The following is a 25598-nucleotide window of genomic DNA, read 5'->3' on the forward strand; positions in this document are numbered from 1 at the left end:
CGGCAGGTTTGCCGCACTAACGGGACAACGCCCGCGCATGATGCGTGATGTGATCGGCGATGAACGTCGAGATGAAGTAGTAACCGTGGTCGTAGCCCGCATGGCGGCGCAGCGTAAGCGGCTGGCCGGCCTTCGCGCACGCGGCTTCGAACACGTCCGGGTTCAGCTGGTTCGCGAGGAACTGGTCGGCAAGACCTTGGTCGACGAGGATGCCGTCCGCGAACTTGGGCGCATCCGTGCGCGCGACAAGTTCGCTTGCATCGTGCTGCTTCCACGCTTCGCGATCATCGCCGAGGTAGCCCGAGAACGCCTTCTCGCCCCACGGGCAACGCGTCGGCGCGGCAATCGGCGCGAACGCCGACACCGACCGGTACAGCTCGGGGTGACGCAGCGCGAGCGTCAGCGCGCCGTGCCCGCCCATCGAGTGACCGAAGATTCCAAGCCGCACACCGTCGATCGGCAGCTCGGCCGTGATGAGCTCACGCAGTTCACCCGTCACGTACGATTCCATCCGGTAATGCGCGGACCACGGCGCTTGCGTCGCGTCGACGTAGAAGCCCGCGCCGACGCCGAAATCCCACGCATCGGTCTCACCCGGCACGCCCGCGCCGCGCGGGCTCGTATCGGGCATCACGAGCGCGAGGCCGTGCTGCGCCGCGTACTGCTGCGCGCCGCCCTTGATCGCGAACGTCTCCTCGGTGCACGTGAGCCCCGCGAGATAGAACAGCGCCGGCACGCGGCCGTGCGCGGCCTGCGGCGGCAGGTACACCGAGAACTTCATCGACAGGCCGATCGCCTTCGAATCGTGGCGATAGAAGCGTTGCTCGCCACCGTGGCAAGCATGCGAAGAAACGAGTTCGAGCATGGGATTCCCTTCCGTTCGATACAGCACAATCGGGCGAATCGATTCGCCCTTCTTGATCGGGTCGGCGCCGCCGTGGAGCGTCTCGAGCGGCAGCGCATGCGGATCAGGCCGAGCCGCGACAGCCGGCACGGCGATACCGTAGCGTGCCCGTCATGATCCCCGATCCTGCAGCCCGTCGCGTGCGGGAAACAGCCGCCGGCTTGCCGCGATGCGTCACCGCTGTCGCGACAGGACAAGCGTACCGAGTTTAAACGTCGGCCGTGAACCACGCATCCGTTCGCGCATACAGATCGACGAAACGCGCATGGCGTGCGGCCAGCGCGCCATCGTCGTGCGGTGCGGCCACCGGCGATGCGGTGGGCGCCAGCGTGCGCAGCGCGTCTTCGCGCCAGTGTCCGATCGCGAGGCCCGCGAGCAGCGCGGCACCACGCGTCGCGGCGTTCGGACAATCGACCGCGTCGAGCGACGCGCCGAGCGCATCGGCGAGCAACTGACGCCAGCGCGGATCGACCGAGCCGCCGCCGGCGAGGCGCAGCGTCGCCACCGGATCGGCCCGGTTCGCATCGCGGATCGCGTCGAGCCCCGCGCGCAACGCGAACGCGACACCCTCGAACGCAGCGCGCATCATCGCGCCGCGCGTGTCGCCGAGCCCGAGACCGAGCCAGCCGCCGCGCGCGTCGGGACTCATCCACGGCGAACGCTCGCCCGTCAGATACGGCAGGAAGCAGAGCCGCTCCGACGCCGGCCGCGCGAACGCGTCGTCATACGCATCCGGCCAGCCCGGATAGCCGAGCCAGCCGCGCACCGCTTCGAGCGCGAGCCCGACGTTCTGCATCGCGGCCATCGTGTAATAGCCGCCGCCAGCCGCCGTGCGATAACGATGCAGTCCGCGCCGCGCGGGCGGCAATACATCCGCGAGCACGACGATCTGGCCGCCGCTGCCGGTAGTCAACAGCGCGTCGCCGGCCGCGACGAGCCCGCTGCCGAGTGCCGCGCATGCGGTATCGGCCGCCCCCGTCGCGAGCGGCACGCCGGCCGGCAGCCCGAGTACCGCCGCCGCCTTCGCATCGAGCACGCCACAGCGCGCACCCGCCGCCCGCACAGGTGCGAACCGGTCGACGGGCAAGCCCAGCGCATCGATCAGCGCCGTATCCCACGCGCCGTCCGGCGTCGCGAGCGCGGTCGCGCATGCGTCGCTCGGATCGGCTGCGACCTCGCCGCCCAGCGCGACGCGCAGCCAGTCCTTCGGCTGCACGGCCCAGCGTGCGTGCGTCAACGCCTGCGGCTCGTGTGCGGCCAGCCAGCGCAACAGCGGACCCGCCATGCCGGGCGCGACCGGATTCGACGCCGTCGGCCAATCGGCCGCGTCTGTTTCGCGCACCGCCCGCGTGTCTGGCCACAACAGGGCGGGCCGCACCGGCTGCCCGGCCACGTCGATCAGCACGACGCCATGCATCTGGCCGGAAAAACCGATCGCCGCGACCTGCGCGCGCTCGCCGGCCGGCAGCCGCGCAGCGGCACGCACGAGCGCCTGCCACCATACATCGGGGGCGATTTCAGCCCAGCCGGGCTGCGGCGACGACAACGCATAAGGTTCGCTCGCAACCGCGCGCTCGACGCCATCGGCATCGAGCGTGACGAGTTTGACTGAGCCGGTACCGAGGTCGATTCCGAGCAGGCGCATGACGGGTTGGTGTATTCGGGTGAACGGATATCGATGATAGCGGGATCGCGAGATGCGGCCCGATTTGCACGGCGCTTTTTGCCGCCGCGGCGACACGAAAGCGCGGCCGCGCGCAACCGGTTTCACCTGGCTGCTCGTTGTGTGCCAAAACGGCCGGCAGCGGGTTAACCCGGCGCGATTTTCCGCCGGTCGTTTTTTCCACTATTCCGCTGACGCGATACACACCATAAAGCCGTCGATATTTGACATGGGGGCCCGCACTATTTTGGAGGGCTATAAAACCGGGGAACCTCACTCCAGCGGCAGTTTCCCGATGATCGACACCCCGTTTCATGCCGACATGGCATATCGAACCAGCAAAGAACGGAATAGAACCCAGCGCTCTTGTTGCGAGTTTGCATTCCGCATAACTTCGTATCACCCCGAAAACAAGATCATGGAGTGAGACAGATGCAATCGAACACGGTCCATCCGTGCGATGAGGTGCTGCCGACCGGCAAGCTTGTAACGCTTGGTCTCCAGCACGTCCTCGTCATGTACGCCGGCGCTGTCGCCGTGCCGCTTATCGTCGGCGGCGCGCTGAAGCTGCCGAAAGACCAGATCGCGTTCCTGATCAGCGCCGATCTGTTTTCGTGCGGCATCGCCACGCTGATCCAGACGCTCGGCCTGTGGATCTTCGGGATCCGCCTGCCCGTCATCATGGGCTGCACGTTCGCCGCCGTCGGCCCGATGATCGCGATCGGCACCAACCCCGGCCTCGGCATTCTCGACATCTTCGGCTCGACCATCGCGGCCGGCATCATCGGCATCGTGCTCGCGCCGATGATCGGCAAGCTGTTGCGGTTCTTCCCGCCTGTCGTCGTCGGCACCGTGATCGCGGTAATCGGCCTGTCGCTGATGGAAGTCGGGATCAACTGGGCAGCCGGCGGCGTCGGCAATCCGGAATACGGCAGCCCCGTCTATCTCGGCCTGTCGCTGCTCGTGCTCACGCTGATCCTTCTGATCAACAAGTACGGGCGCGGCTTCATCGCGAACATCTCGGTGCTGCTCGGCATCGTCGCGGGCTTCGTGATCGCTTTCGCGATCGGCCGCGTGAATACCGACGGCGTCGCGCACGCACCGTGGGTCGGCTTCGTGATGCCGTTCCACTTCGGCATGCCGCACTTCGACCCGCTGTCGATTGCAACGATGGTCACGGTGATGTTCGTCACGTTCATCGAATCGACCGGCATGTTCCTCGCGGTCGGCGACATGGTCGATCGTCCCGTCAACCAGGAGCGCCTCGTGCGCGGCCTGCGCGTCGACGGCCTCGGCACGCTGATCGGCGGCATCTTCAACTCGTTCCCGCATACGTCGTTCTCGCAGAACGTCGGCCTGATCGGCGTGACGGGCGTGAAGAGCCGGTTCGTCTGCGCGACGGGCGGCGTGATCCTGGTGCTGCTTGGCCTGTTCCCGAAGATGGCGCAGGTCGTCGCATCGGTGCCGCCGTTCGTGCTCGGCGGAGCGGGCATCGTGATGTTCGGGATGGTGGCCGCGAACGGCATCAAGGTGCTGTCGAAGGTCGACTTCGTGAACAACTCGCACAACCTGTTCATCGTCGCCGTAAGCGTCGGGATGGGCCTCGTGCCGGTCGTGTCGCCGCACTTTTTCTCGAAGCTGCCGCCCGCGCTCGCGCCGATCCTGCACAGCGGCATCCTGCTCGCGTCGGCTACCGCGGTGATCCTGAACATCGTGTTCAACGGCGTGAAGGGCGAGAAGGACGCACGTTGCGAAATCCGCCGCGCAGGGCACGACTTCGACGGACGCCCGGCCGACGTGCATCACTGATCGCTGCGAGCCGGATGCGCCGGAGCATGGCGCGATACGGTAGAAGGTAGAGGAAAAACGCCACGGCTTGCCGTGGCGTTTTGCTTTGTGGCGAGTGGTTTGGGCGACGATAGCGGTGGTGCCGGTGGTGCCGGCGGTGACGACGATCCACGGTCGCTGCAAACCGGACCACGCACAAAAAAACGCCACGGACTTTCGTCCGTGGCGTCGTCGCATCCCGGGAACCGCGACTTCAGCGAACCGGAGCGGTCACCCGCGCCGGCCCGGCTTCGTCTTACCCGTTCGTCGCCGCTACCGACGCAGGTGCCGGTGCGGCCGCCTTGTCGTAGTCGGCCGTTTCGTCCGGTGCGCGCGGCGTCTCGCCGGCGCGCTGGATCCAGCCGCCGCCCAGTGCGCGGTACAGCGTGACCAGGTTCGTCCAGCGCGCCAAACGCGCGCTGATCAGCGACTGCTGCGCCGAGTACAGATCGGTCTGCGCGGTGAGCACCGACAGGTAGCTGTCGACACCGTTCTTGTAGCGCAGGTCCGACAGGTCGAAGCGACGCTGCTGCGCGTGCTCGTTGCGCTCGAGCGCGGCGATCTGCTGGTCGTACGTGCCGCGTGCAGCCAGCCCGTCCGACACTTCGCGGAACGCCGACTGGATCGCCTTCTCGTAGTTGGCGATCTCGATGCGCTTCTGCACGTTCGCGAGGTTCAAGTTCGCGATGTTCTGCCCGCCTTCGAAGATCGGCATCGTGATCTGCGGCGCGAACGACCACGCCGCCGTGCCGGCCTTGAACAGGCCGCCGAGCGTCGGGCTGCCGGTGCCGAACGCGCCCGTGAGCGAGATGCGCGGGAAGAACGCCGCGCGTGCCGCGCCGATGTTCGCGTTCGCGGCCAGCAGCGTCTGCTCGGCCTGCATCACGTCCGGACGACGCGTCAGCAGGTCGGACGGCAGCCCGGCCGGCACATCCGTGAGCAGGTTCTGCGCGTCGAGCGGCATGCCCGCCGGCAGGTCGTCCGGCAGCGGCTCGCCGATCAGCAGCACCAGCGCGTTCAGTGCCTGCGCACGGGCGCGCGCCTGCGCCTGCTGGTTCGCGAGCGCTGTCTCGACGACCGTCTGCGCCTGACGCAGCTCGAGCTCGGAGCCCGTGCCGTTGTCGAACTGCAACTTCGTCAGGTCGTACGATGCCTGTGCCGTCTTCAGCGTGTTCTCCGTGACCTGCAGCAGGTCGTCGGTGGACAGCAGCGTCAGGTACTGGTCCGCGACCTGCGACACGAGCGAGATCTCGGCAGCCTGCCGTGCGTACGACGTCGACAGGTATTGCGCGAGCGCCTGGTCCTTCAGGCTCTGCACGCGACCGAACAGGTCGAGTTCCCACGAAGCCGAAACGCCGACGTTGTAGGCGCGCGAGATATACGGCGCGCCCGTCTGCGACAGGCCCTGCGGCACGCGCTGGATGTTGCCGGTGCCCGTGCCGTCGAGCGTCGGGAACAGGCCCGCGCGCGTGATCTGGTACTGCGCGCGCGCCGCCTCGATGTTCAGCACCGACACGCGCAGGTCGCGGTTGTTCTTCAGCGCGATCTCGATCAGCCGCTGCAGGCGCGGATCGACGAAGAATTCGCGCCAGCCGATGGCGGTCGCCGCCTGGCCGTTCGCGCTGCGCGCGCCGGCAGCGCCCGGCTGCGTCGCATAGACGCCGCCGGCCGGGTACGCCTGCGCGACGGGCGCGTCGGGCCGCGTGTAATGCGGCGCCATCGTGCAGCCCGTGGCAAGGAGCGCGACCGCGATTGCAGTCAAAGCGTGTTTTTGCATCATCACTGTCCCTTGTTGCCTTCGTCGCCGTTGCCCGGCTTCTCTTCGTGGTGCGAGTGCTCCTGAGCCAGGCGCAGCGCCTCGTCGACGTCTTCCTTCTCGCCGCTGAAGATCGCACGGATCTTCACGAAGAACATCGGGATCATGAAGATCGCGAGGAACGTCGCCGTGATCATCCCGCCGATCACGCCCGTACCGATTGCGTGCTGGCTCGCCGAACCCGCGCCGTTGCTGATCGCGAGCGGCATCACGCCGAGAATGAACGCGAGCGACGTCATCAGGATCGGACGCAGCCGCAGGCGCGCTGCTTCCAGCGCGGCCTCGATCGGCCCCATCTTCTCCGTCATCTGCAGTTCGCGCGCAAACTCGACGATCAGGATCGCGTTCTTCGCGGACAAGCCCACGGTAGTCAGCAGGCCGACCTGGAAGAACACGTCGTTCTCGAGGCCGCGCATCGTCGCCGCGAGCAGTGCGCCGATCACGCCGAGCGGCACCACCATGATCACCGAGAACGGGATCGACCAGCTTTCATACAGCGCCGCGAGACACAGGAACACGACGAGGATCGAGATCGCGTACAGGATCGGCGCCTGCGAACCCGACTGGATTTCCTGGAACGACAGGCCGGTCCACGAATAGCCGATACCGACCGGCAGCTTCTTCGCGAGCCCTTCCATCGCCGTCATCGCCTGGCCGGTCGACTTGCCCGGCGCGGCCTGCCCCTGGATTTCCATCGCCGACACGCCGTTGTAGCGCTCGAGCTTCGGCGAACCGTACGTCCAGTGACCGGTCGCGAACGCGCTGAACGGCACCATCCCGCCCGACCCGTTGCGCACGTACCAGATGTTCATGTCCTCCGGCGTCATCCGGAACGGCGCGTCGGCCTGCACGTACACCTTCTTGATCCGGCCGTCGGTGTCGAGGAAGTTGTTCACGTACTTCGACGCCCACGCGATCGAGAACGTCTGGTCGATCGCGTCCGCCGTCACGCCAAGCGCATTCGCCTTCTCGCGGTCGATGTCGACCTTGTACTGCGGCGTGTCGTTCAGGCCGTTCGGGCGCACGCCCTGCAGCGTCGGATCCTTCGAGGCCATCCCGAGCAGCTGGTTACGCGCGGCCATCAGCGCGTCGTGGCCGAGACCGGCGTTGTCCGTCAGCTCGAAGTCGAAGCCCGCGGCCGTACCGAGTTCGGGAATCGACGGCGGGTTGAACGGGATCACGACAGCGTCCTTGTAGCCGGCGTAGCGACCGAACATCCGCCCGATCAGCGCCTGGACCTTCTGGTTCGCATGCTGACGCTGCGAGTAGTCCTTCAGCTTCACGAACACGAGACCGGAGTTCTGGCCGCGGCCCGCGAAGCTGAAGCCGTTGACCGTGAACGCCGATTCGACGATTTCCTTCTCGTCCTTCAGCAGGTAGTCGGAGATGTTCGCGAGCGTCTTCGCGGTCGTTTCCTGCGTGGAGCCCGACGGCGTCTGCACGATCACGAACATCAGGCCCTGGTCTTCATCCGGCAGGAACGACTTCGGCAGGCGCACGAACAGCAGCCCGACCGCGACGATCACGACCAGATAGATGATGAGCCAGCGGCCCGAGCGCTTGATCACGTGGTGCACGCCGACGTGGTACTTGTCGCGGCTGTTGTTGAACGTGCGGTTGAACCAGCCGAAGAAGCCCTTCTTCTCTTCGTGATGCCCTTGCGGGATCGGCTTGAGGATCGTCGCGCACAGTGCGGGCGTCAGAATCAACGCGACCAGCACCGACAGCACCATCGCCGATACGATCGTCAGCGAGAACTGACGATAGATCGCGCCGACCGAACCGCCGGAGAATGCGACCGGCACGAACACCGCCGACAGCACGAGCGCCACGCCGACGAGTGCGCCGGTGATCTGGCCCATCGCCTTGCGCGTCGCCTCCTTCGGCGACAGGCCCTCTTCCGCCATCACGCGCTCGACGTTCTCGACCACCACGATCGCATCGTCGACCAGCAGGCCGATTGCGAGCACGAGGCCGAACATCGACAGCGTGTTGATCGAGAAGCCCACGAGCGACATGATCGCGAACGTGCCGAGCAGCACCACCGGCACCGCGATCGTCGGGATGATCGTCGCCCGCAGGTTCTGCAGGAACAGATACATCACGAGGAACACGAGCACGATACCTTCGAGCAGCGTCTTGACCACTTCCTCGATCGACAGCTTCACGAACGGCGTCGTGTCGTACGGATACTTCACGACGAGGCCGTGCGGGAAGAACGGTGCGAGCTCGTCGATCTTCGCGCGCACGGCCTTCGCGGTCGCGAGCGCGTTCGCGTTGGTCGCGAGCTGGATACCGAGTGCCGCGGTCGGCTGACCGTTGTACTTCGTGTCGAAGTTGTAGTTTTCGCCGCCGAGGCCGATCTGCGCGACGTCCTTCAGGCGAACCTGCGAGCCGTCCTGGTTGACCTTCAGCAGGATGTTGCCGAACTGCTCGGGCGTCTGCAGCAGCGTCGATTCGGTGATCGTCGCCTGCAGCACGGTGCCCGGCTTGGCCGGCGTGCCGCCGATCTGGCCGCCCGCGATCTGCACGTTCTGCGCGGTGATCGCCGAGCTCACGTCGACCGGCGTGAGGCCGTAGTTCGTCAGGCGGGTCGGGTCGAGCCAGATCCGCATCGCGTACTGCGAGCCGAACAGCGTCACGGTGCCGACGCCGTTCAGCCGGCTGATCGGATCCTTCACGTGCGACGCCACGAAGTTCGCGAGGTCGTACTTGTTCATGCTGCCGTCTTCGGAGTTGAAGGCGAGCACCAGCAGGAAGCTGCTGCTCGACTTCGTCACCGACAGGCCGAGCTGCTGCACGACCTGCGGAAGAACCGGCGTCGCGAGCGACAGCTTGTTCTGCACCTGGACCTGCGCGATGTCGGCGTTGGTGCCCGGCGCGAACGTCAGCGTGATCGTCGCGTTGCCCGAGTCGTCACTGGTCGACGACATGTACAGGAAGTTGTCGAGACCGCTCATCTGCTGCTCGATCACCTGCGTCACCGTGTCTTCCACCGTCTTCGCGGAAGCGCCCGGGTAGTTCGCGGTGATCTGGATCGATGGCGGGGCGATCGTCGGATACTGCGCGATCGGCAGCGTGAAGATCGCCGCGACCCCGGCCAGCATCAGGATGATGGCGATCACCCACGCGAAGATCGGGCGATCGATAAAAAACTTTGCCATGAAACAGGCTCCCTGTTATTGCGCGCTCGAAGCAGCGGCAGCACTCGCCGGCGCGGCGCCCGATGCAGCGGTACCGGACGCGGCGGTGGCGCCGGAACCGGCGGCAGCCGGCGCGGCGGAGGCAGCGGCGGCACCCGATGCGGCACCGGCCGCCGGCGCGAGTTGCGCCTCTACCGACTTCACGGTCGCGCCCGGACGCACCTTCTCGCCCCCCTGCACGATCACGTGGTCGCCCGCCTGCAGACCGCCTTCGACGATCCAGTCCTGGCCGCGCATGCCCGCCGTCTTCAACGGACGCGGCTCGACCTTGTTGTTCGCGTTCACCACCATCGCGATCGCCTGACCCTTCTGGTCATGCGTGACGCCGATCTGCGGCACCAGGAACGCGTTCTCGTTCACGCCTTCCTCGATCCGCGCGCGCACGAACATCCCCGGCAGCAGCACACGGCCCGGGTTCGGGAAGACCGCGCGGATCGTCACCGAGCCGGTTGCCTGGTCGACCGTCACGTCGGAGAACTGCAGCTTGCCGGCTTCCGAATACGTCTTGCCGTCCTCGAGGATCAGCGACACCTTCGCCGCGCCCGGGCCGCTCGTCTTCAGGCGGCCGCTCTGCACGTCCTGGCGCAGCTTCAGCCCCTCGAGGCTCGATTGGGTGAGGTCCACGTACACGGGGTCGAGCTGCTGCACCGTCGACATCAGCGTCGCCTGGCTCGCCTGCACGTACGCGCCCGGCGTCACTTGCGAAATGCCGACGCGGCCCGTGATCGGCGAGACCACGTCCGTGTAGCCGAGGTTGATCTGCGCGGTGTCGACCGCAGCCTTGCCGGCCGCGACGTCCGCCGCGGCCTGCCCTTGGGTGGCCACCGCGTTGTCGTAGTCCTGCTTGCTGACCGCGTTCGCGGCCACGAGCACCTTGTAGCGCGCGACGAGCGCGTTCTGCGTGACGAGGTTCGCCTGCGCCTTCGCGAGCGTTGCCTTCGCGCTGTTCAATGCCGCGATGTACGGTGCCGGATCGATCTTGTACAGACGCTGGCCAGCCTTGACGTCGGTGCCTTCGGTGAATTCACGACGCAGCACGATGCCGTCGACCCGCGCGCGGACCTGCGCGACCAGGAATGCGCTGGTGCGGCCCGGCAGTTCGCTGAAGACCGGCACGGCTTGCGGCTGGACGGTGACGACGCCGACTTCCGGCGTTTGCGGCGGAGGTGCCGATTCTTTTTTTCCGCATGCAGCCAGGAAAACCGCGGCTGCCGCGACAGTGATCAAGCGGTATGGAACCCGTTCGACGCGCATGGAGCGACCTCTGTGTGTAACCAATGGAATAAGTGCAGCACCCGACGGGAGCGCAACACGGATGCGCCTCGCGGCGCAGATCGAACACCTGAATTACTGGACTACTAGATACAGCAAGTCGGCACGAGACCTCCATGCCGACGAGATGCCGCGAACTGCGGACTGGTACTTTGGCGGGAATCAGCAGAGTGGGATATTAACTGATTGCCACTTTGGTCATTCGATCGTAGGGTGGTATTGTATATACATTCACGAATGTATGTAAAAAGCCCGCCCGTCGCCGACCGCCAAGTCTTACGAATTATTTCCAGTCGCAAGCATAGCCCGTCCGCACAGCGGCGACGAGGGTTGCGGACCCTATATTCACCTACGACAGATTCATTCAGGCCTGCACATGGTCAGACGCACCAAGGAGGAGGCGCTCGAGACGCGCAACCGCATTCTCGACGCCGCCGAACACGTGTTCTTCGAGAAGGGCGTGTCGCACACGTCGCTCGCGGACATCGCCCAGCACGCCGGCGTGACGCGCGGCGCGATCTACTGGCATTTCGCGAACAAGAGCGAGCTGTTCGACGCAATGTTCGACCGCGTGTTCCTGCCGATCGACGAGCTCAAGCGGATGCCGCTCGACGCGCCCGGCGGCAATCCGCTGGAGAAAATCCGCAAGATCCTGATCTGGTGCCTGCTCGGCGTGCAGCGCGACTCGCAGTTGCGGCGCGTGTTCAGCATCCTGTTCATGAAGTGCGAGTATGTCGCGGACATGGAGCCGCTGCTGCAGCGCAACCGCGCCGGGATGAGCGAGGCGCTGCACGCGATCGATGCCGATCTCGCGGGCGCCGTCCGGCTCAAGCTGCTGCCCGACCGGCTCGACACATGGCGTGCGACGCTGATGCTGCACACGCTCGTCAGCGGTTTCGTGCGCGACATGCTGATGCTGCCCGACGAGATCGACGCCGAGCAGCATGCGGAACAGCTCGTCGACGGCTGCTTCGACATGATGCGCTACAGCCCGGCGATGCTGAAGACGGGCGACTGACCAACCGCCCCTGCGCCGGCGCGCCGCGCGCCGGGCCATCGCCGGCCGGTCGATCCGGCCACGTGCGAACGACAGCGCCGCTCCGCCCGATCGCCCCCTGCTCCGCCCGATTCGCTCAAGCCGCCTTCGCGCGTTGCGCGCGGGCTCGCCGGTTCGACGCGGCGACCGAATCGCGCGCGGGCATCGCCGCGCCGCCGAGTCCCGCGATCCACGCATCGGTCGACATCACGGCCGCGAAATTCGACTGAAACACCACCGTGTACGCGCGGTGAATCTCTTCGGCACTCACAGCACCCGCTTCGTTCTCGTACGGCAACGCGCCGGTCGCGTCCGCCAGGTACTCGACGGCGAGCCCCGCATGCGCCGCGTGATAGACCGTCGACGCATTGCAGTTGTGCGTCATGTAGCCGGCGACCGCGAGCGTGTCGATGCCGTGCGCGTCGAGCCATGCGGCGAGATCGGTGCCGGCGAACGAGCTGGCCTGCGCCTTCACGATCAGGTGCGCATACGGCCGGTCGGCGACGACCGGATGCAGCGCGACACCGTCCGTACCCGGCGCGAAGATCGGCGCACCCGCCGGCGCGACGTGCTGGACGACGATCACGGGCACGCCGGCCGCATTCGCGGCGTCGATCGCGCGGCCGATGTTCGCCAGCGATGCGTCGACGGGCGGATATTCGATCGGCAGGTTGCCGGTCACATATTCGTTCTGGACATCGATCACGATCAGCGCACGGCGGGAAGCGGAAGGCAATGTGGCATTCGACATGGCAGGCTCCGGTGTCGGCTGCGCCGCCCCGCTCCGGAACGGGGCGGCCAGCAGCGCGATGCGATGCATTGTCGGATCGCATCGCGCAGACGGATAGTGGCCCGATAGCCATTCTTCGATAGAATCGGGCCATCGCCATTCCGGAGCCCGCCATGCGCGCCGCTGCGTCGTCCGTTGCCGCTGCCCCGACCGTCGTCGCCGTGATCGCGTACGACGGCATCAGCCCGTTTCACCTGTCGGTGCCGTCCGTCGTGTTCGGCAAGGAGCGCGATGCGGCCGCGATGCCCGCGTTCGAGTTTCGCGTGTGCTCGGCCGAGCGCGGCCCGCTGTCGACAACGGGCGGCTTCACGATCACCGCGCCTTACGGGCTCGATGCGCTCGACGACGCGGACATCGTCATCGTGCCGGCATGGCGCGATCCCGACGAAGCGCCGCCTGACGTGCTGGTCGACGCGGTACGCGCGGCCGCTGCGCGCGGCGCGCAGGTCGTCGGCCTTTGCCTCGGCGCGTACGTGCTCGCCGCGGCCGGGCTGCTCGACGGGCGCCCGGCCACGACGCACTGGGCGTGGGCCGACGACTTCGCGCAACGTTTTCCACACGTGAAGCTCGATCCCGACGTGCTGTACGTCGACGACGGCAACCTGATGACGTCGGCCGGCACGGCCGCGGGGCTCGACTGCTGCCTGCACGTCGTGCGGCGGCGCTTCGGCTCGGACGCCGCGAACCAGATCGCACGCCGTCTCGTGATTCCGCCGCACCGCCAGGGCGGGCAGGCGCAATATGTGCCGCAGCCGGTCGCTGCGCATCCGCGCGATGCGCGGCTCGCGGGCCTGCTCGACTGGGTACGCGCGAATCTGGACATCGTGCACAGTGTGGATTCGCTCGCCGAACGCGTGCTGATGAGCCGGCGCACGTTCACGCGCCACTTCCGCCAGGCGACGGGCACGACCGTCACCGCGTGGCTGCAGGCCGAGCGGCTCGCGCGCGCGCAGCATCTGCTGGAAACCACCGGACAATCGATCGATGCGATCGCGCAGGCGTCCGGCTACGGATCGAGCGTGTCGCTGCGCCAGCATTTCGCGGGGGCGCTCGGCACGTCGCCGTCAGCATATCGGAGGGAATTTCGCGGCGCCGGGCCCGACGCGCGGGGCTAACGGCCGCCGCGTCGTCGGCTCTCGGCCGGGTAACGCCGTGGCACGCCCGGCCGCTCAGGCACCGTTGATCCAGCGCGCCGCATACAGCAGCAGCGCGACGAACACGACGATCGCCGCCCACGCCCAGACGGGCAGCGGCCCGGATTCGCGATGATGCACGGCGCTCGCGACGCGGCCGCCCAGCGCGCCGCCGAGGTGCGGCGGCAGCGGCCGCTTCGCCGCGGCCAGCAGCGACGCGGGCCGTAGAAACACATGCTGGCGACGCTGCGGATTCGAACGCGCGCGGTTCGGCACGAGACCATGCTTCGCCTGCACGACCGCGCAGAATTCGCGGAAGAAATCGTCGGTCCACTCGTACAGCGCATTCTCGATCTGCCGCGCCGGCAGTTCGGCGAGCGGCCCGCTCGCCGTCGCCCACACCACGTATTCGATGCGCGTCGCGGCCGCGTCGTCATCGTCCGGCCGCAGCACCAGTTCGACCTGCCCACGCAGCGCGCCGAGGCCGTCGGCCCGAGCCTTGAAGTTGAGCACGCGGCGCGGCTCGCCTTCCGCGTCGCCCTGCTCGCTCGCCGAATGCGCACGCACGTCGTAGCGCGCACGCAGCGGGCCGAGCGGCACGGTGATGGTCAGCGCGAACTCGCCGTGCGCGTGCTTCACGAACGATTCGCAATGGTCGAAACTCGCCCGCAGCAACGCGAGATCCTCGAGTGCCTCCCGCACGACGGCCGGCGCGAGCGGTACGCGTAAGGTGTCGTTCAGTTCCATGATGCCTCCCCGATGACAGCGCGCCGCATCAGGACGTCTCGATGAGACTGTCGACCCGCGCGACATCGAAGGCGACGTAGTGCGCAAGCGCGGACGCTGTCTCCCCCGGTTCCTCGTAACTCCATGCGGCGTTCTCGATCACGCCGTCTTCGGTCTGCAGGTTGAAATACACGGCACGGCCCCGCAGCGGACAAACCGTCGTGACGCTCGACTTCACGAGCCTGTGCATGTTGACGTCGCCGCGCGGCAGGTAATGAATGTCCGGCAGGCCCGTTTCGCGCACGGTCAGCGCGCCGTGCGAATCGGCATACGTGATGCCGCGATGAATCACGCGCACGCGATGGCGGTTCGGCACGATTTCGAGGCAAGGGTCGGCAGCGTCGGACATCGTTTCTCCTCCGGTCGGCGGCCCCGGCGGCAGGCCGGGCGCAGGAAACGAAAAAGCCACGGCACAAGTGCCGTGGCTCTCATTATGGGCGAAACCGCATCCGATTGCGCGGCCTGGCCGCGCCCGTGCGATGCGCTACTGCGCACTCCACTGGAACGCGGCCTTCGCCCCGCCTTTCGCACCGACCGTGACCGCGCGTGATTCGTCGCTTCCCTGGTACGACGCATGCACGGTATAGCGCCCGGGCGGTAACTTCACGAGCATGTACGGCCCGCGCGCGTCCGTCGCCAGCAGCTCGGTGCCCTTGCCGTCGACGATCCGGACATGGACATCGGCCAGGTATTCGCCGCCCTTGCCGGTGAAGCGCAGCGCGAGCGGCCACGCCGCTTCGTTCCGCTCGAATGCCGTCGATTGATCCTTGCCGATGCCGCCCGACACATAGCTGACATCGCCCTGCTGACTCGCCGCCGGCAAGCCGTCCGATTGTGCGTACGCGCCTGGCGCAGCGACCGCGAAGCCGGCGACCAGCGCCGCGGCAGCGGCAAATCGGGACACGTTGCGTAGATATTGCATGGCTCCCTCCTTTCGGGTCGGAACACAGCACCCCGGGCCGAACGCCGGCTGCGCCCGCCACGGCCGGCGAAGCCGGCCCGCAGCGGCCGCCGGTCAGCTCAGGTCGACCGGCACGAAGATCTGTGCATTATCGCGCTGGATCAGGAGAGCAAGACTGTTGCCCGCTCCCTTGACCGCGTCGCGCAACTGCTCGGGGCTCGTGACCGGGCGGCCGTTCACCGCGAGGATCACGTCGCCGGGCTGGATGCCCGCGCTGGCTGCCGGGCCGCCCGCCTGCTGCACGATCAGCCCGTGCGACAGGCTGGTGGCGCTGCGCTCCTGCGGCGTGAGCGGACGCACCGCGACGCCGAGGCGCCCCTGCTCGACGGGGCCGCCGTCGTTCGATGCCAGCTTCGCGTCGGTCATCGCGCCGAGCGTCACGCTGATCGACTTCCTCGACTTGTCGCGCCACACCTGCAGATCGGCCTTCGAGCCCGGCTTCAGGTTCGCGATCTGCGCGGGCAGCGACGTGGAGTCGGCAACCGGCGAACCGTTGACCGCCAGGATCACGTCACCCGGCTGCAAGCCCGCTTTCGCGGCCGGACCGTTCGGGTCGACCGAACTGACGAGCGCGCCGTCCGGCTTCTGCAATCCGAACGAGCTGGCGAGCGTCTGGTTCAGCCCCTGCACGGCGACGCCGAGGCGGCCGCGGCTCACGTGGCCCGTCTTCACGAGCTCGTCCTTGACCTTGATCGCCTCGTTGATCGGAATCGCGAACGACAGCCCCTGGAAGCCGCCCGTCTGCGAGTAGATCATCGAGTTGATGCCGATCACCTCGCCCTGCAGGTTGAACAGCGGGCCGCCCGAGTTGCCGGGGTTCACCGGCACGTCGGTCTGGATGAACGGCGTGTAATTCTCGTCCGGCAGCGCGCGCGATTTCGCGCTGATGATGCCGGACGTGACCGTGTTGTCGAAGCCGTACGGCGAACCGATCGCGACGACCCATTGGCCGACCTTGCTCTGCGCCGGATCGCCGATCTTCACGGTCGGCAGGCCGCTCGCGTCGATCTTCAGCACCGCGACGTCGGACTGCTTGTCGGAGCCGACGACCTTCGCCTTGTACTCGCGCTTGTCGGTCAGCTTGACCGTGACGACGTTCGCGCCGTCGATCACGTGCGCGTTGGTGAGGATGTACCCGTCCGCGCTGACGATGAATCCCGAACCGAGGCTCGCGCTCGGCTGGTCGTCCGGCTGCGTGTCGCCGCCCATGCCCGGCACCTGGCCGTAGAAGTGCTTGAAGAACTGGTAGAACGGATCGCTCGGATCCATCGGCAGCTGCGGTTGCGGCACGCGCCGCGACACCTGCTTCACGACGTGCTTCGCGCTGATGTTCACGACCGCCGGGCCATAGGTTTCGACCAGCCCGGAGAAATCGGGAATGCCGGTCTTCGCCGCGGCCTCCGCCGGCATCAGCGCCGCGGCCTGCGCGGGCGTGATGATCTGCGGATCGGCACGGCGGGTGCCTGCGACGTAGCCGGCGGACAGGGCGGCCGCCACGGCGACCGCGACGGCGCCGCGCGCAAGGAATCGGGTGTTCATCGTAGGACCTCCTCGTTGTTAGGACGCAGCGTAACGACCCTGACTTAAAGGAGGCTTAATCAACCTTAAACGAGGCTTAGGCCATCGCCCGCGCCGCTCGTCATACCGATTCGGACGCCTCCGGCACGGGCGCCGGCCTCTCGGCGTCGCGGAACACGACGCTCACGAGCAGGCCGCCCGCCGCCGCGTCGCCGAGCGTTACCGTCGCTCCCTGCTGCGCCGCGACGCGCTTGACGATCGCCAGCCCGAGGCCGCTGCCCGAGACGTCGGCGCGCGCCCGCGCGGAGCTGTCGCGATAGAAGCGGTCGAACACGCGCTCGCGTTCGTCGGCCGGAATGCCGGGGCCGCTGTCGCCGATCTGCACGCACACGCGGCCGGCCGCGTCGTGGGTCAGCGACACGTCGATGCGGCCGCCATCCGGCGTGTACTTCACCGCGTTGTCGAGCAGGTTGCCGAACATCACGCGCAGCGCGCCGACATCCGCGACGACGGTCGCCGCGCGGCGCTCCTCGAAGCCGAGATCGATGCTGTGCCGTTGCGCGAGCGGCGCATGCGCGGCCACGCATTCGACGAGCAGCGCCTGCAGGTCGACCGGCTCGCGCATCGTCGCGCCGTCCGGTTCGGCGCGCGCCAGCGCGAGCAACTGCTCGGCGAGGCGCGTTGCGCGCGTGACGCCGTCCTGAAGATCGGCGAGCGCCTCGCGGCGCGACGCGTCGTCCTTCGCGCGCGCGACGAGCTGTGCCTGGATCTGCACGGCCGCGAGCGGCGTGCGCAGCTCGTGCGCGGCATCGGCGACGAAGGCCTTCTGCGTGTCGAGCGCCGCCGACAGCCGCGCGAGCAGCCCGTTCAGCGCGCGCACGAGCGGCTGCACCTCGAGCGGCAGGCGCGCATCGGGCAACGGATCGAGCGCTTCGGGCCGGCGCGCTTCGACTGCGCGCGTCACGCGGCCGAGCGGCGCGAGCCCGCGCCCGACGATCATCCACACCGCCGCGCCGAGGAACGGCAGCAGCACGATCAACGGCCACAGCGTGCGCAGCGCCACGTTCGCCGCGAGCCGGTTGCGCACCGACAGCGGCTGTGCCAGCTGCACGACGTTGTCGCCGACGATCGCGCCGTACACGCGCCATTCGCCGCGATCGGTGCGCTCGGTCGAGAAGCCGAGCTCCGCGCGCGGCGCGATGGGCGCGCGCGGATGCGAGAAGTACATCAGCACGCCGTTGCGGTTCCAGATCTGGATCACAATGCCTTCGTCGCCGTTGGTGCGCGAACCGAACACCTGCGAGAACGGCTCGGACGGCAGCGCCGCGGCGATTTCCTGCAGCTGGTAGTCGAACAGCTCGTTCGCCTCGGCGAGCGCCTGTCGATAGATGAGCCAGCCCGCGGCGCCCACGCCCGCGACGACGATCGCGAGCAGCCAGATCAGCAATTGATGACGAATCGACCTCACGCGTCAGCTTTCCTTGACGACCATGTAGCCGAGCCCGCGCACGTTGCGGATCAGATCCGAGCCGAGCTTCTTGCGCAGCGCGTGGATGTAGACCTCGACCGTGTTGCTGCCGATCTCCTCGCCCCAGCCGTACATCTTTTCCTCGAGCTGGCTCTTCGACAGCACCGCGCCGGGCCGCGCGAGCAGCGCCTCGAGCAGCGCGAACTCGCGCGCGGACAGCGCGACGGGCGCGCCGTCGAGCGTCACCTGGTGCGACGCGGGATCGAGCGTCAGCGCGCCGTGACGGATCAGCGACTCGCTGCGCCCCGCCTGACGGCGGATCAGCGCGCGCATCCGCGCGCCCAGTTCGTCGAGGTCGAACGGTTTGACGAGGTAGTCGTCGGCGCCCGCGTCGAGCCCCTTCACGCGATCGGCGACCGCATCGCGCGCGGTGACGATCAGCACCGGCAGCGACAGCCCGCGCGCGCGCAGCGTGCGCAGCACGTCGATGCCGTCGCGCTTCGGCAGGCCGAGGTCGAGCAGCAGCAGGTCGTACGTCTCTCCGCCGAGCGCCGTGAGCGCGGCGTCGCCGTCCTGCACCCAGTCGACCGCGAAGCCATCGGCGCGCAACGCCTTGCGTACGCCCTCGGCAATCATTCGATCGTCTTCAACAAGCAGAATCCGCATCGGAGCTGGAACCCATCGGGCGAGTGAAACATGGCGACCATTGTAGCGCCGCGAATCGCATGCGCCCCGTGCAATGCAATAGAAAGGCAGATTGCAACGGACATGTCCGCACTTGTCTCTACAATGTGCGCTCCGGCGCCGCGCGCGCCACTCCCGAATCCCGTGCTTTTCCCGTATTCGCCCATGCCGATTGCCGATCTTTCCGCCCGGTTCGCCCCCCGCGCCCGCCCCTTCCTGCGCGCGGCCGCCGTCGTCGCCACCTGCACGGCCCTTGCGTTCGCACCGTCCGCGCAGGCCCGCAAGAAGTCCCACAAGGAAGCGCGCAAGACGGCCGTGGTGTCGCCCGCCGCGCGGGCGGCCGGCCTGCCGGCGTCGGTGCTCGTCGCGCTGCAGCGCGCGAAGGTGCCGGCATCGGCGATGAGCGTTGTCGTCGAGCGCGTCGGCGATCCCGAGCCGCTGATCGCCTGGAACGCGAACCGGCCGATGATGCCGGCGTCGACGATGAAACTCGTCACGACCTTCTCGGGCCTGTCGATCCTCGGCCCCGACTACCGCTGGCGCACCACCGCGTATGCGGACGGCCCGGTCGATCCGGACGGCACGCTGCAGGGCAACCTGTACATCAAGGGCACCGGCGATCCGAAGCTCGTGCCGGAGGAACTGATCGACCTCGTCGACAAGCTCCGCAAGGCGGGCATCAAGCGCGTGGCCGGCGGCCTCGTGCTCGACAAGAGCTATTTCGCCGCGTCGACGCGCGACCTGCCGTCGTTCGACGACGACGCGAGCGCACCGTACAACGTCGGCCCCGATCCGCTGCTGTATGCGTTCAAGGCCGTGTCGTTTACGGTCACGCCGGGCGACGACGGCAAGGTCGCCGTCGACGTGCTGCCGCCGCTCGCGAACCTGTCGATCGACAATCAGCTGTACGAAGGCACGGGGTCGTGCGGCGCGGCCGCCGCGGCCGCGCGTCCGACCCTGTCGGCGGGCGGCGGAATCATGACCGCATCGTTCGTCGGCGACTATCCGCTGCGCTGCGGCGCGCACACGACCAACCTCGCGATCCTCGATCACACGACGTTCTTCGCGCGCGGCTTCCTCGCGCTGTGGCAGCAGGACGGCGGCACGATCGCTGGCCCCGTCAGCGAAGGCAAGGTTCCGACCTCCGCGCGCCCGCTCGCCGTCCATCACAGCCCCGTGCTCGGCAGCATCGTCTACGACATCAACAAGTTCAGCAACAACGTGATGGCGCGCAACCTGTTCCTGACGATCGGCGCGGCCGCCGGCAAGCCCCCGGCGACACCCGAGCAGTCGAGCCGCGCGATTCGCGCGTTCCTGCAGAAGAGCGGGATCGCAATGCCCGACCTCGAGCTCGAGAACGGCTCGGGCCTGTCGCGCGAGGAGCACGTGAGCGCGCAGTCGCTCGCCGCGCTGCTGCAGGCCGCGAACGCGAGCCCCGTCGCGCAGGCGTTCATCGACTCGCTGCCGATCGCCGGCATCGACGGCACGATGAAGAACCGCCTGACCAATGCCGGCGTGCTCGGTAACGCGCACATCAAGACCGGCACGCTGCGCGACGTGCGCGCGATCGCGGGCTACGTCGCGGGCGCCGACGGCCAGAGCTACATCGTCGTCAGTTTCATCAACGACGATCACGCCGAAGCCGCGCGCGCCGCGCACGACACGCTGCTCGAATGGGTCTACGCGGGCGCGCATTGACGACGCACGTGGCGCCCGCGCCCCGCTGCCGGCTAGCTTCGATCGCGGGACAGCAATATCCGCCGGGCCGCACGGCACCGAAATCGCGCCGGCACGTTTGAAACGGCATCGGCCGCCCGCACACCGCACACCGCCCGCGGGTGCTGACCATAAAACGGGGCCGCACCGCACGGCCCCGTTCCGCATGACTTCCGTAGAAACCCTGTCCTCAGAGGGAACCCTCTACGCTGCCCCCTCGCCTAGCGCGTGGCGATTGCGTAGGCTGTTGGCCTGACCGATATCTACAACGGGCCGTACACTCGGCCTCACGGCTTGCAGGGGAAAGGAGGAGACACGTCCATGCGATTCGACGTCGAATTGCTTCTGCTCGCGCTGGCGCCCGTCTTCCTGCTCTGCATCGCGTGGGAAGCCTGGCACCTCGCCCGCACGCGTGCGCAGGACCATGTCTATGCGTGGCGCGACACGCTGTGCAACGCTGTGCTCGCCCTGATGCACCAGGGCGCCGACAAGCTCGCGTGGTTGTTCGTGATCCCCGTTTATGCGTACTGCTACGCACATTTCCGGCTGTTCACGTGGCACGACGGCTGGCTGTCATTCGCCGTGCTGTTCGTCGGCCAGGACTTCCTCTACTACGTGTTCCATCGCGCGAGCCATCGCGTGCGCTGGCTGTGGGCCGCGCACGTCGTGCATCACTCGTCCGAGCGGATGAATTTCTCGACCGCGTTCCGGCAGAGCCTGATGTATCCGGTCGCGGGCATGTGGGCGTTCTGGCTGCCGCTCGCATTCCTCGGCTTTCCGCCACAGCAGATCGTCGGCATCGTGCTGATCAACCTCGCGTTCCAGTTCTTCGTGCACACACAGGCGATCGGCAAGCTCGGCTGGCTCGAATACGTGTTCAACACGCCGTCGATCCATCGCGCGCACCATGCACGCAACCCGCGCTACATCGACCGCAATTACGCAGGTGTGCTCGTGATCTGGGACCGCCTGTTCGGCAGCTACGTCGAGGAGTCGCCCGACGACCCGCCGCAATACGGAATCGTCGAGCCGCTGGGCTCGAACAACCCGCTCGTCGCGACGTTTCACGAGTGGGTGTCGATGGCGGCCGACGCGTTGCGCGTCCGCGGATGGCGCAACAAGCTGCGCGCTGTTTTCGGCCCGCCCGAATGGGCGAGCGCTTATCATGCGCAGATCGCCGAGGCCGCGAATCACGATCCGCGCACCGTGCCGCTTGCGGCCGTTCGCGACCAATAACCGTTTCAGCCAACGGCCGCCGTGCCGCCGGATCCGAGCCGGCGCGCGGCAGATGAGAAACACATCGGGCCATATCTACGAGGAGATCGAACGATGCAGTCACAACAACAAATCCCGACGCGCCACCGTCAACGCCTGTTGCGCACCGCGCAGGTCGCGATCGCGGGCGCCGCGCTCGCGCTGCTCGCCGCGTGCGGCGGCGGTGACGACAACAACAACAGCGCGTCGAACACGCCGCCGTCCGGCGTGAAGATGCAGATCGTGTCGTTCGGCGACAGCCTGTCGGACGCCGGCACCTACTCGCAGATCAAGCTCGGCTTCGGCGGCGGCCGCTTCACGACCAACCCCGGCCAGGTGTGGACGCAGGACGTCGCACAGTACTACGGCGACACGCTGCAACCCGCGAACCAGGGCGGCTTCGGCATTCCGCTGCAGGCCACGGGCGGCCTCGGCTACGCGCAGGGCGGCTCGCGCGTGACGCTGCAACCGGGCATCGGCCACGCGGACGCCAGCGTCGCGAACTCTGACTACGCACAAGCGACGACGACGCCGATCGCCGATCAGGTCAAGCAGTACCTGTCGCAGCACGGCAGCTTCAACGCCGGCCAGATCGTGCTGATCAACGGCGGCGCGAACGACATCTTCTATCAGGCGCAAGTCGCGCAGGCGCAAGGCAACACGCCGGCCGCGCAACTCGCGGCCGCGCAGGCGATCGGCCTCGCCGCGCAGCAGCTCGGCGGCATCGTTCAGCAGATCGTCGCGGCCGGCGCGACGCACGTGTTCGTCGCAACCGTGCCGGACATCGGCGGCACGCCGCTCGCGCTGCAAGGCGGCACGCAGGCCGCGTTCACGCAACTGTCGGGCCTCTTCAACCAGACGCTGGTCGGCACGCTGGCCGCGCTGAAGGTCGACACGACGAAATACGCAGTGGTCGACGCGTTTACGTGGCAGGACGGCATCGCGGCCAACTACCAGGCGAACGGCTTCAGCGTGTCGAATACCGATACGGCGTGCAACCTGAAGGCAATGGTTCAGGCCGCAACGCAGTACGGCGTCGCGAACGCGACCGCCTTCGGCTCGTCGCTGTTCTGCTCGCCGCAGACCTACACGACCGCCAACGCGGACCAGACGTACATGTTCGCCGATACGGTCCATCCGACCACGCGCCTGCACGCGCTGTTCGCGCAATACGTCGAACAGCAGATCGCGAAGTCCGGCGTCGGCAAGTAAGCCGCCAGCCACGCGCGCAAACGAAAACGCCTGACCGGTTCGTGCCGGTCAGGCGTTTTTTCTGGCTCGCCGAATGCGAACGGCGGCGTCAGTCGCGCGCTTCGAACGCCGCCGCCGCGCGACCGAGACGATCGTTCACCGCGATCCACTCGACGGTCTCGGGGAGTTTCTCGACGAGGATGCGTGCGACCTGCGCGCGGTCGAGCGCGCGCAGCATGCCGTACAGGTCGCGCGCGTACGCCTGCGGGTCTTCCGGCGCCGCGACGAAATGCACGCCGTCGGCTTCGGCCCAGCGTCCCGCGCGCGACGCGCGTGCGACGAGCGCGACACGTTCGCCGTCGGTCTGCGCGGCCGCGAGCAGCGGCTCGAGCGCATCGAACGGCAGCAGCGCGAGCGGCGTACGCGGCGCGTAATGCGCCTTCAGCGTGCCCGACGCGCGCGGCGCGGTCGCATCGCTGCCGTCGGGCAGGCGCGGCGCGCGGCCGAGCACGTCGGCGATCTGCTGCGGCGTCACGTGGCCCGGACGCAGCAGCGCGGGGAAGCCGCGCGACAGGTCGAGAATCGTCGATTCGATGCCAACCTCCGACGGACCACCGTCGAGCACGTGCACGGTGTCGCCGAATTCGTCGCGCACGTGCTGTGCGGTGGTCGGACTCACGTGCCCGAAGCGGTTCGCGGACGGCGCGGCGACGCCGCCATGGCCGCCGCGCCGTGCGCTGAACGCGGCCAGCAGCGCCTGCGCGACCGGATGCGACGGACAGCGCAGGCCGACCGAATCCTGGCCTCCGCTCACGGCGTCCGGAATGCGCGCATGGCGCTTCAGGATCAGCGTCAGCGGGCCCGGCCAGAATGCATCGATCAGCGCCTGTGCATCGGCCGGCAGATCTTCGACCCAGTAACCGGGATCGCCGCCTGGCGGCAGGTGCACGATTACCGGATGGTTCGCGGGGCGCCCCTTCGCCGCGTAGATGCGCGCGACGGCCTCGGGATTCGCCGCATCGCCGCCGAGCCCGTAGACAGTTTCGGTCGGGAACGCGACGAGTTGTCCCGCGTCGAGCAACGCGGCGGCCGCGTCGATCTGCGCGGGCGTCACGGAATTCGGAAGATCGATGGACATCGGCTGGCGCCTCAGTCGAGCGGCACGCGCAGCAGTTGCGCGCACGCGGTGGCGGCGGCGACGGCTTCGTCGCGCGTTGGCGCCGTGAAGTTCACGTGACCCATCTTGCGGCCGACGCGCGCTTCTTCCTTGCCGTACAGGTGCAGGTGCGCGGCCGGCATCGCGGCGACCGTGTCCCACGGCGGCGTGACAGCCTCGGACGCACCGTTCGGGAACCACACGTCGCCGAGGATGTTCAGCATCGTGGCGGGCGAATGCTGGCGCGGGTTGCCGAGCGGCATGCGCGTCATCGCGCGCACCTGCTGCTCGAACTGGCTCGTGGCGCACGCATCGACCGTGTAGTGGCCAGAGTTGTGCGGGCGCGGCGCCATTTCGTTCGCGACGAACGAGCCGTCTTCCAGCACGAAGAATTCGACGCAGAGCACGCCGACGTAGCCGAGCGTATCGGCGATCCGGACGGCTGCCTGCTGCGCCTCCTCGACGCGCGCGGCATCGGCGGCCGGCGCGGGCACGACGGTCAGCGCGAGGATGCCGTTGTGATGCACGTTCTGCGCGAGCGGGAATGCGGCCGAGCGGCCGTCCGCGCCGCGCGCGATCAACGCGGACACTTCGTATTTCAGCGGCAGGCGCTTTTCGAGCACGCACGGCACGCCGCCGAGCGATGCATGCGCGTCGCGCGCTTCCCGCGCGGTGCTCACGCGCACCTGGCCCTTGCCGTCGTAGCCGAGGCGCGCCGTCTTCAGGATGCCCGGCAGCACCGCGTCGAGCTCGGCATCGTCGAGCGCGGCGAGCGCCGCGGCTGATTCGATCACGACGTGCGGGGCGACCGGCACGCCCGACGCCTCGATGAAACGCTTCTCCGCGATTCGGTCCTGCGCGACCGCGACGCAGCGGCCGGCAGGCGCGACGAACGTCGTGCGCGCGAGGAAATCGAGGCTCGCGGCCGGCACGTTCTCGAATTCCGTCGACACGGCATCGCACAGCCCGGCCAGTTCGGCGAGCGCGGCTTCGTCGTCGTAGGCCGCGCGCAGATGACGGTCGGCGACCGCGCCGGCGGGGCTCGTCGGATCGGGATCGAGCACGGCGACGCGATAGCCCATCGACTGGGCGGCAAAGCAGAACATGCGGCCGAGCTGGCCACCGCCGACCATGCCCAGCCACGCGCCGGGCAGGATCGGGGAAACGGAATCAGGAGTTGCGGTCATGTCAGTGGTCGGTCGCGGCGGGCAACCCCGCCG

21 protein-coding genes are annotated in these 25598 nt (G+C 67.9%); 7 read left to right on the forward strand and 14 right to left on the reverse strand.

The features are described 5' to 3' along the window. Window positions 1–16: 16 nt before the first annotated feature. Together fghA and WI26_RS12595 are read right to left on the reverse strand one after the other, a co-directional pair. Entirely contained in the window at window positions 17–865 is an 849-nt protein-coding gene (gene fghA, locus WI26_RS12590; protein ID WP_069226418.1) for an S-formylglutathione hydrolase, read from the reverse strand. 247 nt (window positions 866–1112) lie between these two features. After that, window positions 1113–2549, reverse strand: coding sequence for a xylulokinase (locus tag WI26_RS12595; RefSeq protein ID WP_069226082.1), 1437 nt, complete (start codon window positions 2547–2549; stop codon window positions 1113–1115). 52 nt (window positions 2550–2601) lie between these two features. Between WI26_RS12595 and WI26_RS32695 the strand changes: the two genes are divergently transcribed. Next, entirely contained in the window at window positions 2602–2994 is a 393-nt protein-coding gene (locus tag WI26_RS32695) for a hypothetical protein (protein WP_069226083.1), read from the forward strand. Between the two features lie 5 nt (window positions 2995–2999). Continuing rightward, window positions 3000–4376, forward strand: coding sequence for a nucleobase:cation symporter-2 family protein (locus tag WI26_RS12605; RefSeq protein ID WP_059465684.1), 1377 nt, complete (start codon window positions 3000–3002; stop codon window positions 4374–4376). A 274-nt stretch (window positions 4377–4650) separates the two neighbouring features. Here the strand turns inward: WI26_RS12605 and WI26_RS12610 are convergent, their stop codons facing one another. Genes WI26_RS12610 through WI26_RS12620 form a run of 3 tightly spaced genes read right to left on the reverse strand, consistent with a single transcriptional unit; the run spans window position 4651 to window position 10667 of the window. Then, on the reverse strand, window positions 4651–6174 hold the full coding sequence (locus WI26_RS12610; protein WP_069226084.1) for an efflux transporter outer membrane subunit: 1524 nt from the start codon (window positions 6172–6174) through the stop codon (window positions 4651–4653). Further along, entirely contained in the window at window positions 6174–9374 is a 3201-nt protein-coding gene (gene bpeB / locus WI26_RS12615) for an efflux RND transporter permease BpeB (protein WP_059465686.1), read from the reverse strand. The genes WI26_RS12610 and bpeB overlap by 1 nt, the downstream gene beginning before the upstream one ends. A gap of 15 nt (window positions 9375–9389) precedes the next feature. Further along, on the reverse strand, window positions 9390–10667 hold the full coding sequence (locus WI26_RS12620; protein ID WP_069226085.1) for an efflux RND transporter periplasmic adaptor subunit: 1278 nt from the start codon (window positions 10665–10667) through the stop codon (window positions 9390–9392). 394 nt (window positions 10668–11061) lie between these two features. On the opposite strand from WI26_RS12620, the gene WI26_RS12625 reads away from it, so the two are divergent. Next, a complete protein-coding gene (locus WI26_RS12625) occupies window positions 11062–11703 on the forward strand; it encodes a TetR family transcriptional regulator (RefSeq protein ID WP_069226086.1) in 642 nt (213 codons plus the stop codon). Between the two features lie 115 nt (window positions 11704–11818). Here the strand turns inward: WI26_RS12625 and WI26_RS12630 are convergent, their stop codons facing one another. Then, window positions 11819–12472 carry a cysteine hydrolase family protein gene (locus tag WI26_RS12630; RefSeq protein WP_069226419.1) on the reverse strand — a complete coding sequence of 218 codons (654 nt, stop codon included), beginning with the start codon at window positions 12470–12472 and terminating at the stop codon, window positions 11819–11821. 152 nt (window positions 12473–12624) lie between these two features. Between WI26_RS12630 and WI26_RS12635 the strand changes: the two genes are divergently transcribed. Continuing rightward, complete coding sequence (locus WI26_RS12635; RefSeq protein WP_069226087.1) at window positions 12625–13626, forward strand: helix-turn-helix domain-containing protein; 1002 nt, start codon at window positions 12625–12627, stop codon at window positions 13624–13626. 54 nt (window positions 13627–13680) lie between these two features. On the opposite strand, the gene WI26_RS12640 is transcribed toward WI26_RS12635, so the two are convergent. The 6 genes from WI26_RS12640 to WI26_RS12665 all read right to left on the reverse strand — a co-directional run bounded on the left by WI26_RS12640 (window position 13681) and on the right by WI26_RS12665 (window position 19043). After that, a complete protein-coding gene (locus tag WI26_RS12640) occupies window positions 13681–14391 on the reverse strand; it encodes a CoxG family protein (RefSeq protein WP_069226088.1) in 711 nt (236 codons plus the stop codon). 28 nt (window positions 14392–14419) lie between these two features. Continuing rightward, a complete protein-coding gene (locus WI26_RS12645; RefSeq protein ID WP_069226089.1) occupies window positions 14420–14779 on the reverse strand; it encodes a DUF427 domain-containing protein in 360 nt (119 codons plus the stop codon). Window positions 14780–14914: 135 nt separating this feature from the next. Then, complete coding sequence (locus tag WI26_RS12650; RefSeq protein WP_059915340.1) at window positions 14915–15352, reverse strand: carboxypeptidase-like regulatory domain-containing protein; 438 nt, start codon at window positions 15350–15352, stop codon at window positions 14915–14917. A gap of 93 nt (window positions 15353–15445) precedes the next feature. Further along, a complete protein-coding gene (locus WI26_RS12655; protein WP_059511810.1) occupies window positions 15446–16930 on the reverse strand; it encodes a DegQ family serine endoprotease in 1485 nt (494 codons plus the stop codon). A 100-nt stretch (window positions 16931–17030) separates the two neighbouring features. Beyond that, window positions 17031–18377 carry an ATP-binding protein gene (locus WI26_RS12660; RefSeq protein WP_069226090.1) on the reverse strand — a complete coding sequence of 449 codons (1347 nt, stop codon included), beginning with the start codon at window positions 18375–18377 and terminating at the stop codon, window positions 17031–17033. 3 nt (window positions 18378–18380) lie between these two features. Then, window positions 18381–19043, reverse strand: a complete 663-nt coding sequence (locus tag WI26_RS12665) for a response regulator (RefSeq protein WP_040141750.1) — start codon at window positions 19041–19043, stop codon at window positions 18381–18383. 183 nt (window positions 19044–19226) lie between these two features. Here WI26_RS12665 and dacB point away from each other — a divergent pair, with 183 nt between their 5' ends. From dacB to WI26_RS12680, 3 genes are all read left to right on the forward strand, one after another. Then, complete coding sequence (dacB, locus tag WI26_RS12670; RefSeq protein ID WP_069226091.1) at window positions 19227–20759, forward strand: D-alanyl-D-alanine carboxypeptidase/D-alanyl-D-alanine-endopeptidase; 1533 nt, start codon at window positions 19227–19229, stop codon at window positions 20757–20759. A 339-nt stretch (window positions 20760–21098) separates the two neighbouring features. Next, complete coding sequence (locus WI26_RS12675; RefSeq protein WP_069226092.1) at window positions 21099–22013, forward strand: sterol desaturase family protein; 915 nt, start codon at window positions 21099–21101, stop codon at window positions 22011–22013. Window positions 22014–22106: 93 nt separating this feature from the next. Beyond that, window positions 22107–23243 (forward strand): SGNH/GDSL hydrolase family protein, encoded by a 1137-nt coding sequence (locus WI26_RS12680; protein ID WP_069226093.1) that lies wholly within the window; start codon window positions 22107–22109, stop codon window positions 23241–23243. 88 nt (window positions 23244–23331) lie between these two features. Here WI26_RS12680 and WI26_RS12685 read toward each other — a convergent pair whose 3' ends face one another. Together WI26_RS12685 and WI26_RS12690 are read right to left on the reverse strand one after the other, a co-directional pair. Then, window positions 23332–24360: an L-threonylcarbamoyladenylate synthase gene (locus WI26_RS12685; RefSeq protein WP_059465697.1), complete on the reverse strand. Its 1029-nt coding sequence runs from the start codon at window positions 24358–24360 to the stop codon at window positions 23332–23334. A gap of 11 nt (window positions 24361–24371) precedes the next feature. Beyond that, window positions 24372–25565 (reverse strand): 5-(carboxyamino)imidazole ribonucleotide synthase, encoded by a 1194-nt coding sequence (locus WI26_RS12690; protein ID WP_069226094.1) that lies wholly within the window; start codon window positions 25563–25565, stop codon window positions 24372–24374. Window positions 25566–25598 lie beyond the last annotated feature (33 nt).

The sequence above is a fragment of the Burkholderia diffusa genome (genome assembly GCF_001718315.1).
Classification (GTDB): domain Bacteria; phylum Pseudomonadota; class Gammaproteobacteria; order Burkholderiales; family Burkholderiaceae; genus Burkholderia; species Burkholderia diffusa_B.

Bases quoted from the DNA above. Each gene is read 5' to 3' on its own strand.
- bpeB (WP_059465686.1), bottom strand. From the start codon at position 9,374: ATGGCAAAGTTTTTTATCGATCGCCCGATCTTCGCGTGGGTGATCGCC.
- WI26_RS12680 (WP_069226093.1), top strand. From the start codon at position 22,107: ATGCAGTCACAACAACAAATCCCGACGCGCCACCGTCAACGCCTGTTG.
- WI26_RS12630 (WP_069226419.1), bottom strand. From the start codon at position 12,472: ATGTCGAATGCCACATTGCCTTCCGCTTCCCGCCGTGCGCTGATCGTG.
- WI26_RS12620 (WP_069226085.1), bottom strand. From the start codon at position 10,667: ATGCGCGTCGAACGGGTTCCATACCGCTTGATCACTGTCGCGGCAGCC.
- WI26_RS12595 (WP_069226082.1), bottom strand. From the start codon at position 2,549: ATGCGCCTGCTCGGAATCGACCTCGGTACCGGCTCAGTCAAACTCGTC.
- WI26_RS12610 (WP_069226084.1), bottom strand. From the start codon at position 6,174: ATGATGCAAAAACACGCTTTGACTGCAATCGCGGTCGCGCTCCTTGCC.
- WI26_RS32695 (WP_069226083.1), top strand. From the start codon at position 2,602: ATGCGGCCCGATTTGCACGGCGCTTTTTGCCGCCGCGGCGACACGAAA.
- WI26_RS12690 (WP_069226094.1), bottom strand. From the start codon at position 25,565: ATGACCGCAACTCCTGATTCCGTTTCCCCGATCCTGCCCGGCGCGTGG.
- dacB (WP_069226091.1), top strand. From the start codon at position 19,227: ATGCCGATTGCCGATCTTTCCGCCCGGTTCGCCCCCCGCGCCCGCCCC.
- WI26_RS12665 (WP_040141750.1), bottom strand. From the start codon at position 19,043: ATGCGGATTCTGCTTGTTGAAGACGATCGAATGATTGCCGAGGGCGTA.
- WI26_RS12655 (WP_059511810.1), bottom strand. From the start codon at position 16,930: ATGAACACCCGATTCCTTGCGCGCGGCGCCGTCGCGGTCGCCGTGGCG.
- fghA (WP_069226418.1), bottom strand. From the start codon at position 865: ATGCTCGAACTCGTTTCTTCGCATGCTTGCCACGGTGGCGAGCAACGC.
- WI26_RS12605 (WP_059465684.1), top strand. From the start codon at position 3,000: ATGCAATCGAACACGGTCCATCCGTGCGATGAGGTGCTGCCGACCGGC.
- WI26_RS12645 (WP_069226089.1), bottom strand. From the start codon at position 14,779: ATGTCCGACGCTGCCGACCCTTGCCTCGAAATCGTGCCGAACCGCCAT.
- WI26_RS12625 (WP_069226086.1), top strand. From the start codon at position 11,062: ATGGTCAGACGCACCAAGGAGGAGGCGCTCGAGACGCGCAACCGCATT.
- WI26_RS12635 (WP_069226087.1), top strand. From the start codon at position 12,625: ATGCGCGCCGCTGCGTCGTCCGTTGCCGCTGCCCCGACCGTCGTCGCC.
- WI26_RS12675 (WP_069226092.1), top strand. From the start codon at position 21,099: ATGCGATTCGACGTCGAATTGCTTCTGCTCGCGCTGGCGCCCGTCTTC.
- WI26_RS12685 (WP_059465697.1), bottom strand. From the start codon at position 24,360: ATGTCCATCGATCTTCCGAATTCCGTGACGCCCGCGCAGATCGACGCG.
- WI26_RS12640 (WP_069226088.1), bottom strand. From the start codon at position 14,391: ATGGAACTGAACGACACCTTACGCGTACCGCTCGCGCCGGCCGTCGTG.
- WI26_RS12650 (WP_059915340.1), bottom strand. From the start codon at position 15,352: ATGCAATATCTACGCAACGTGTCCCGATTTGCCGCTGCCGCGGCGCTG.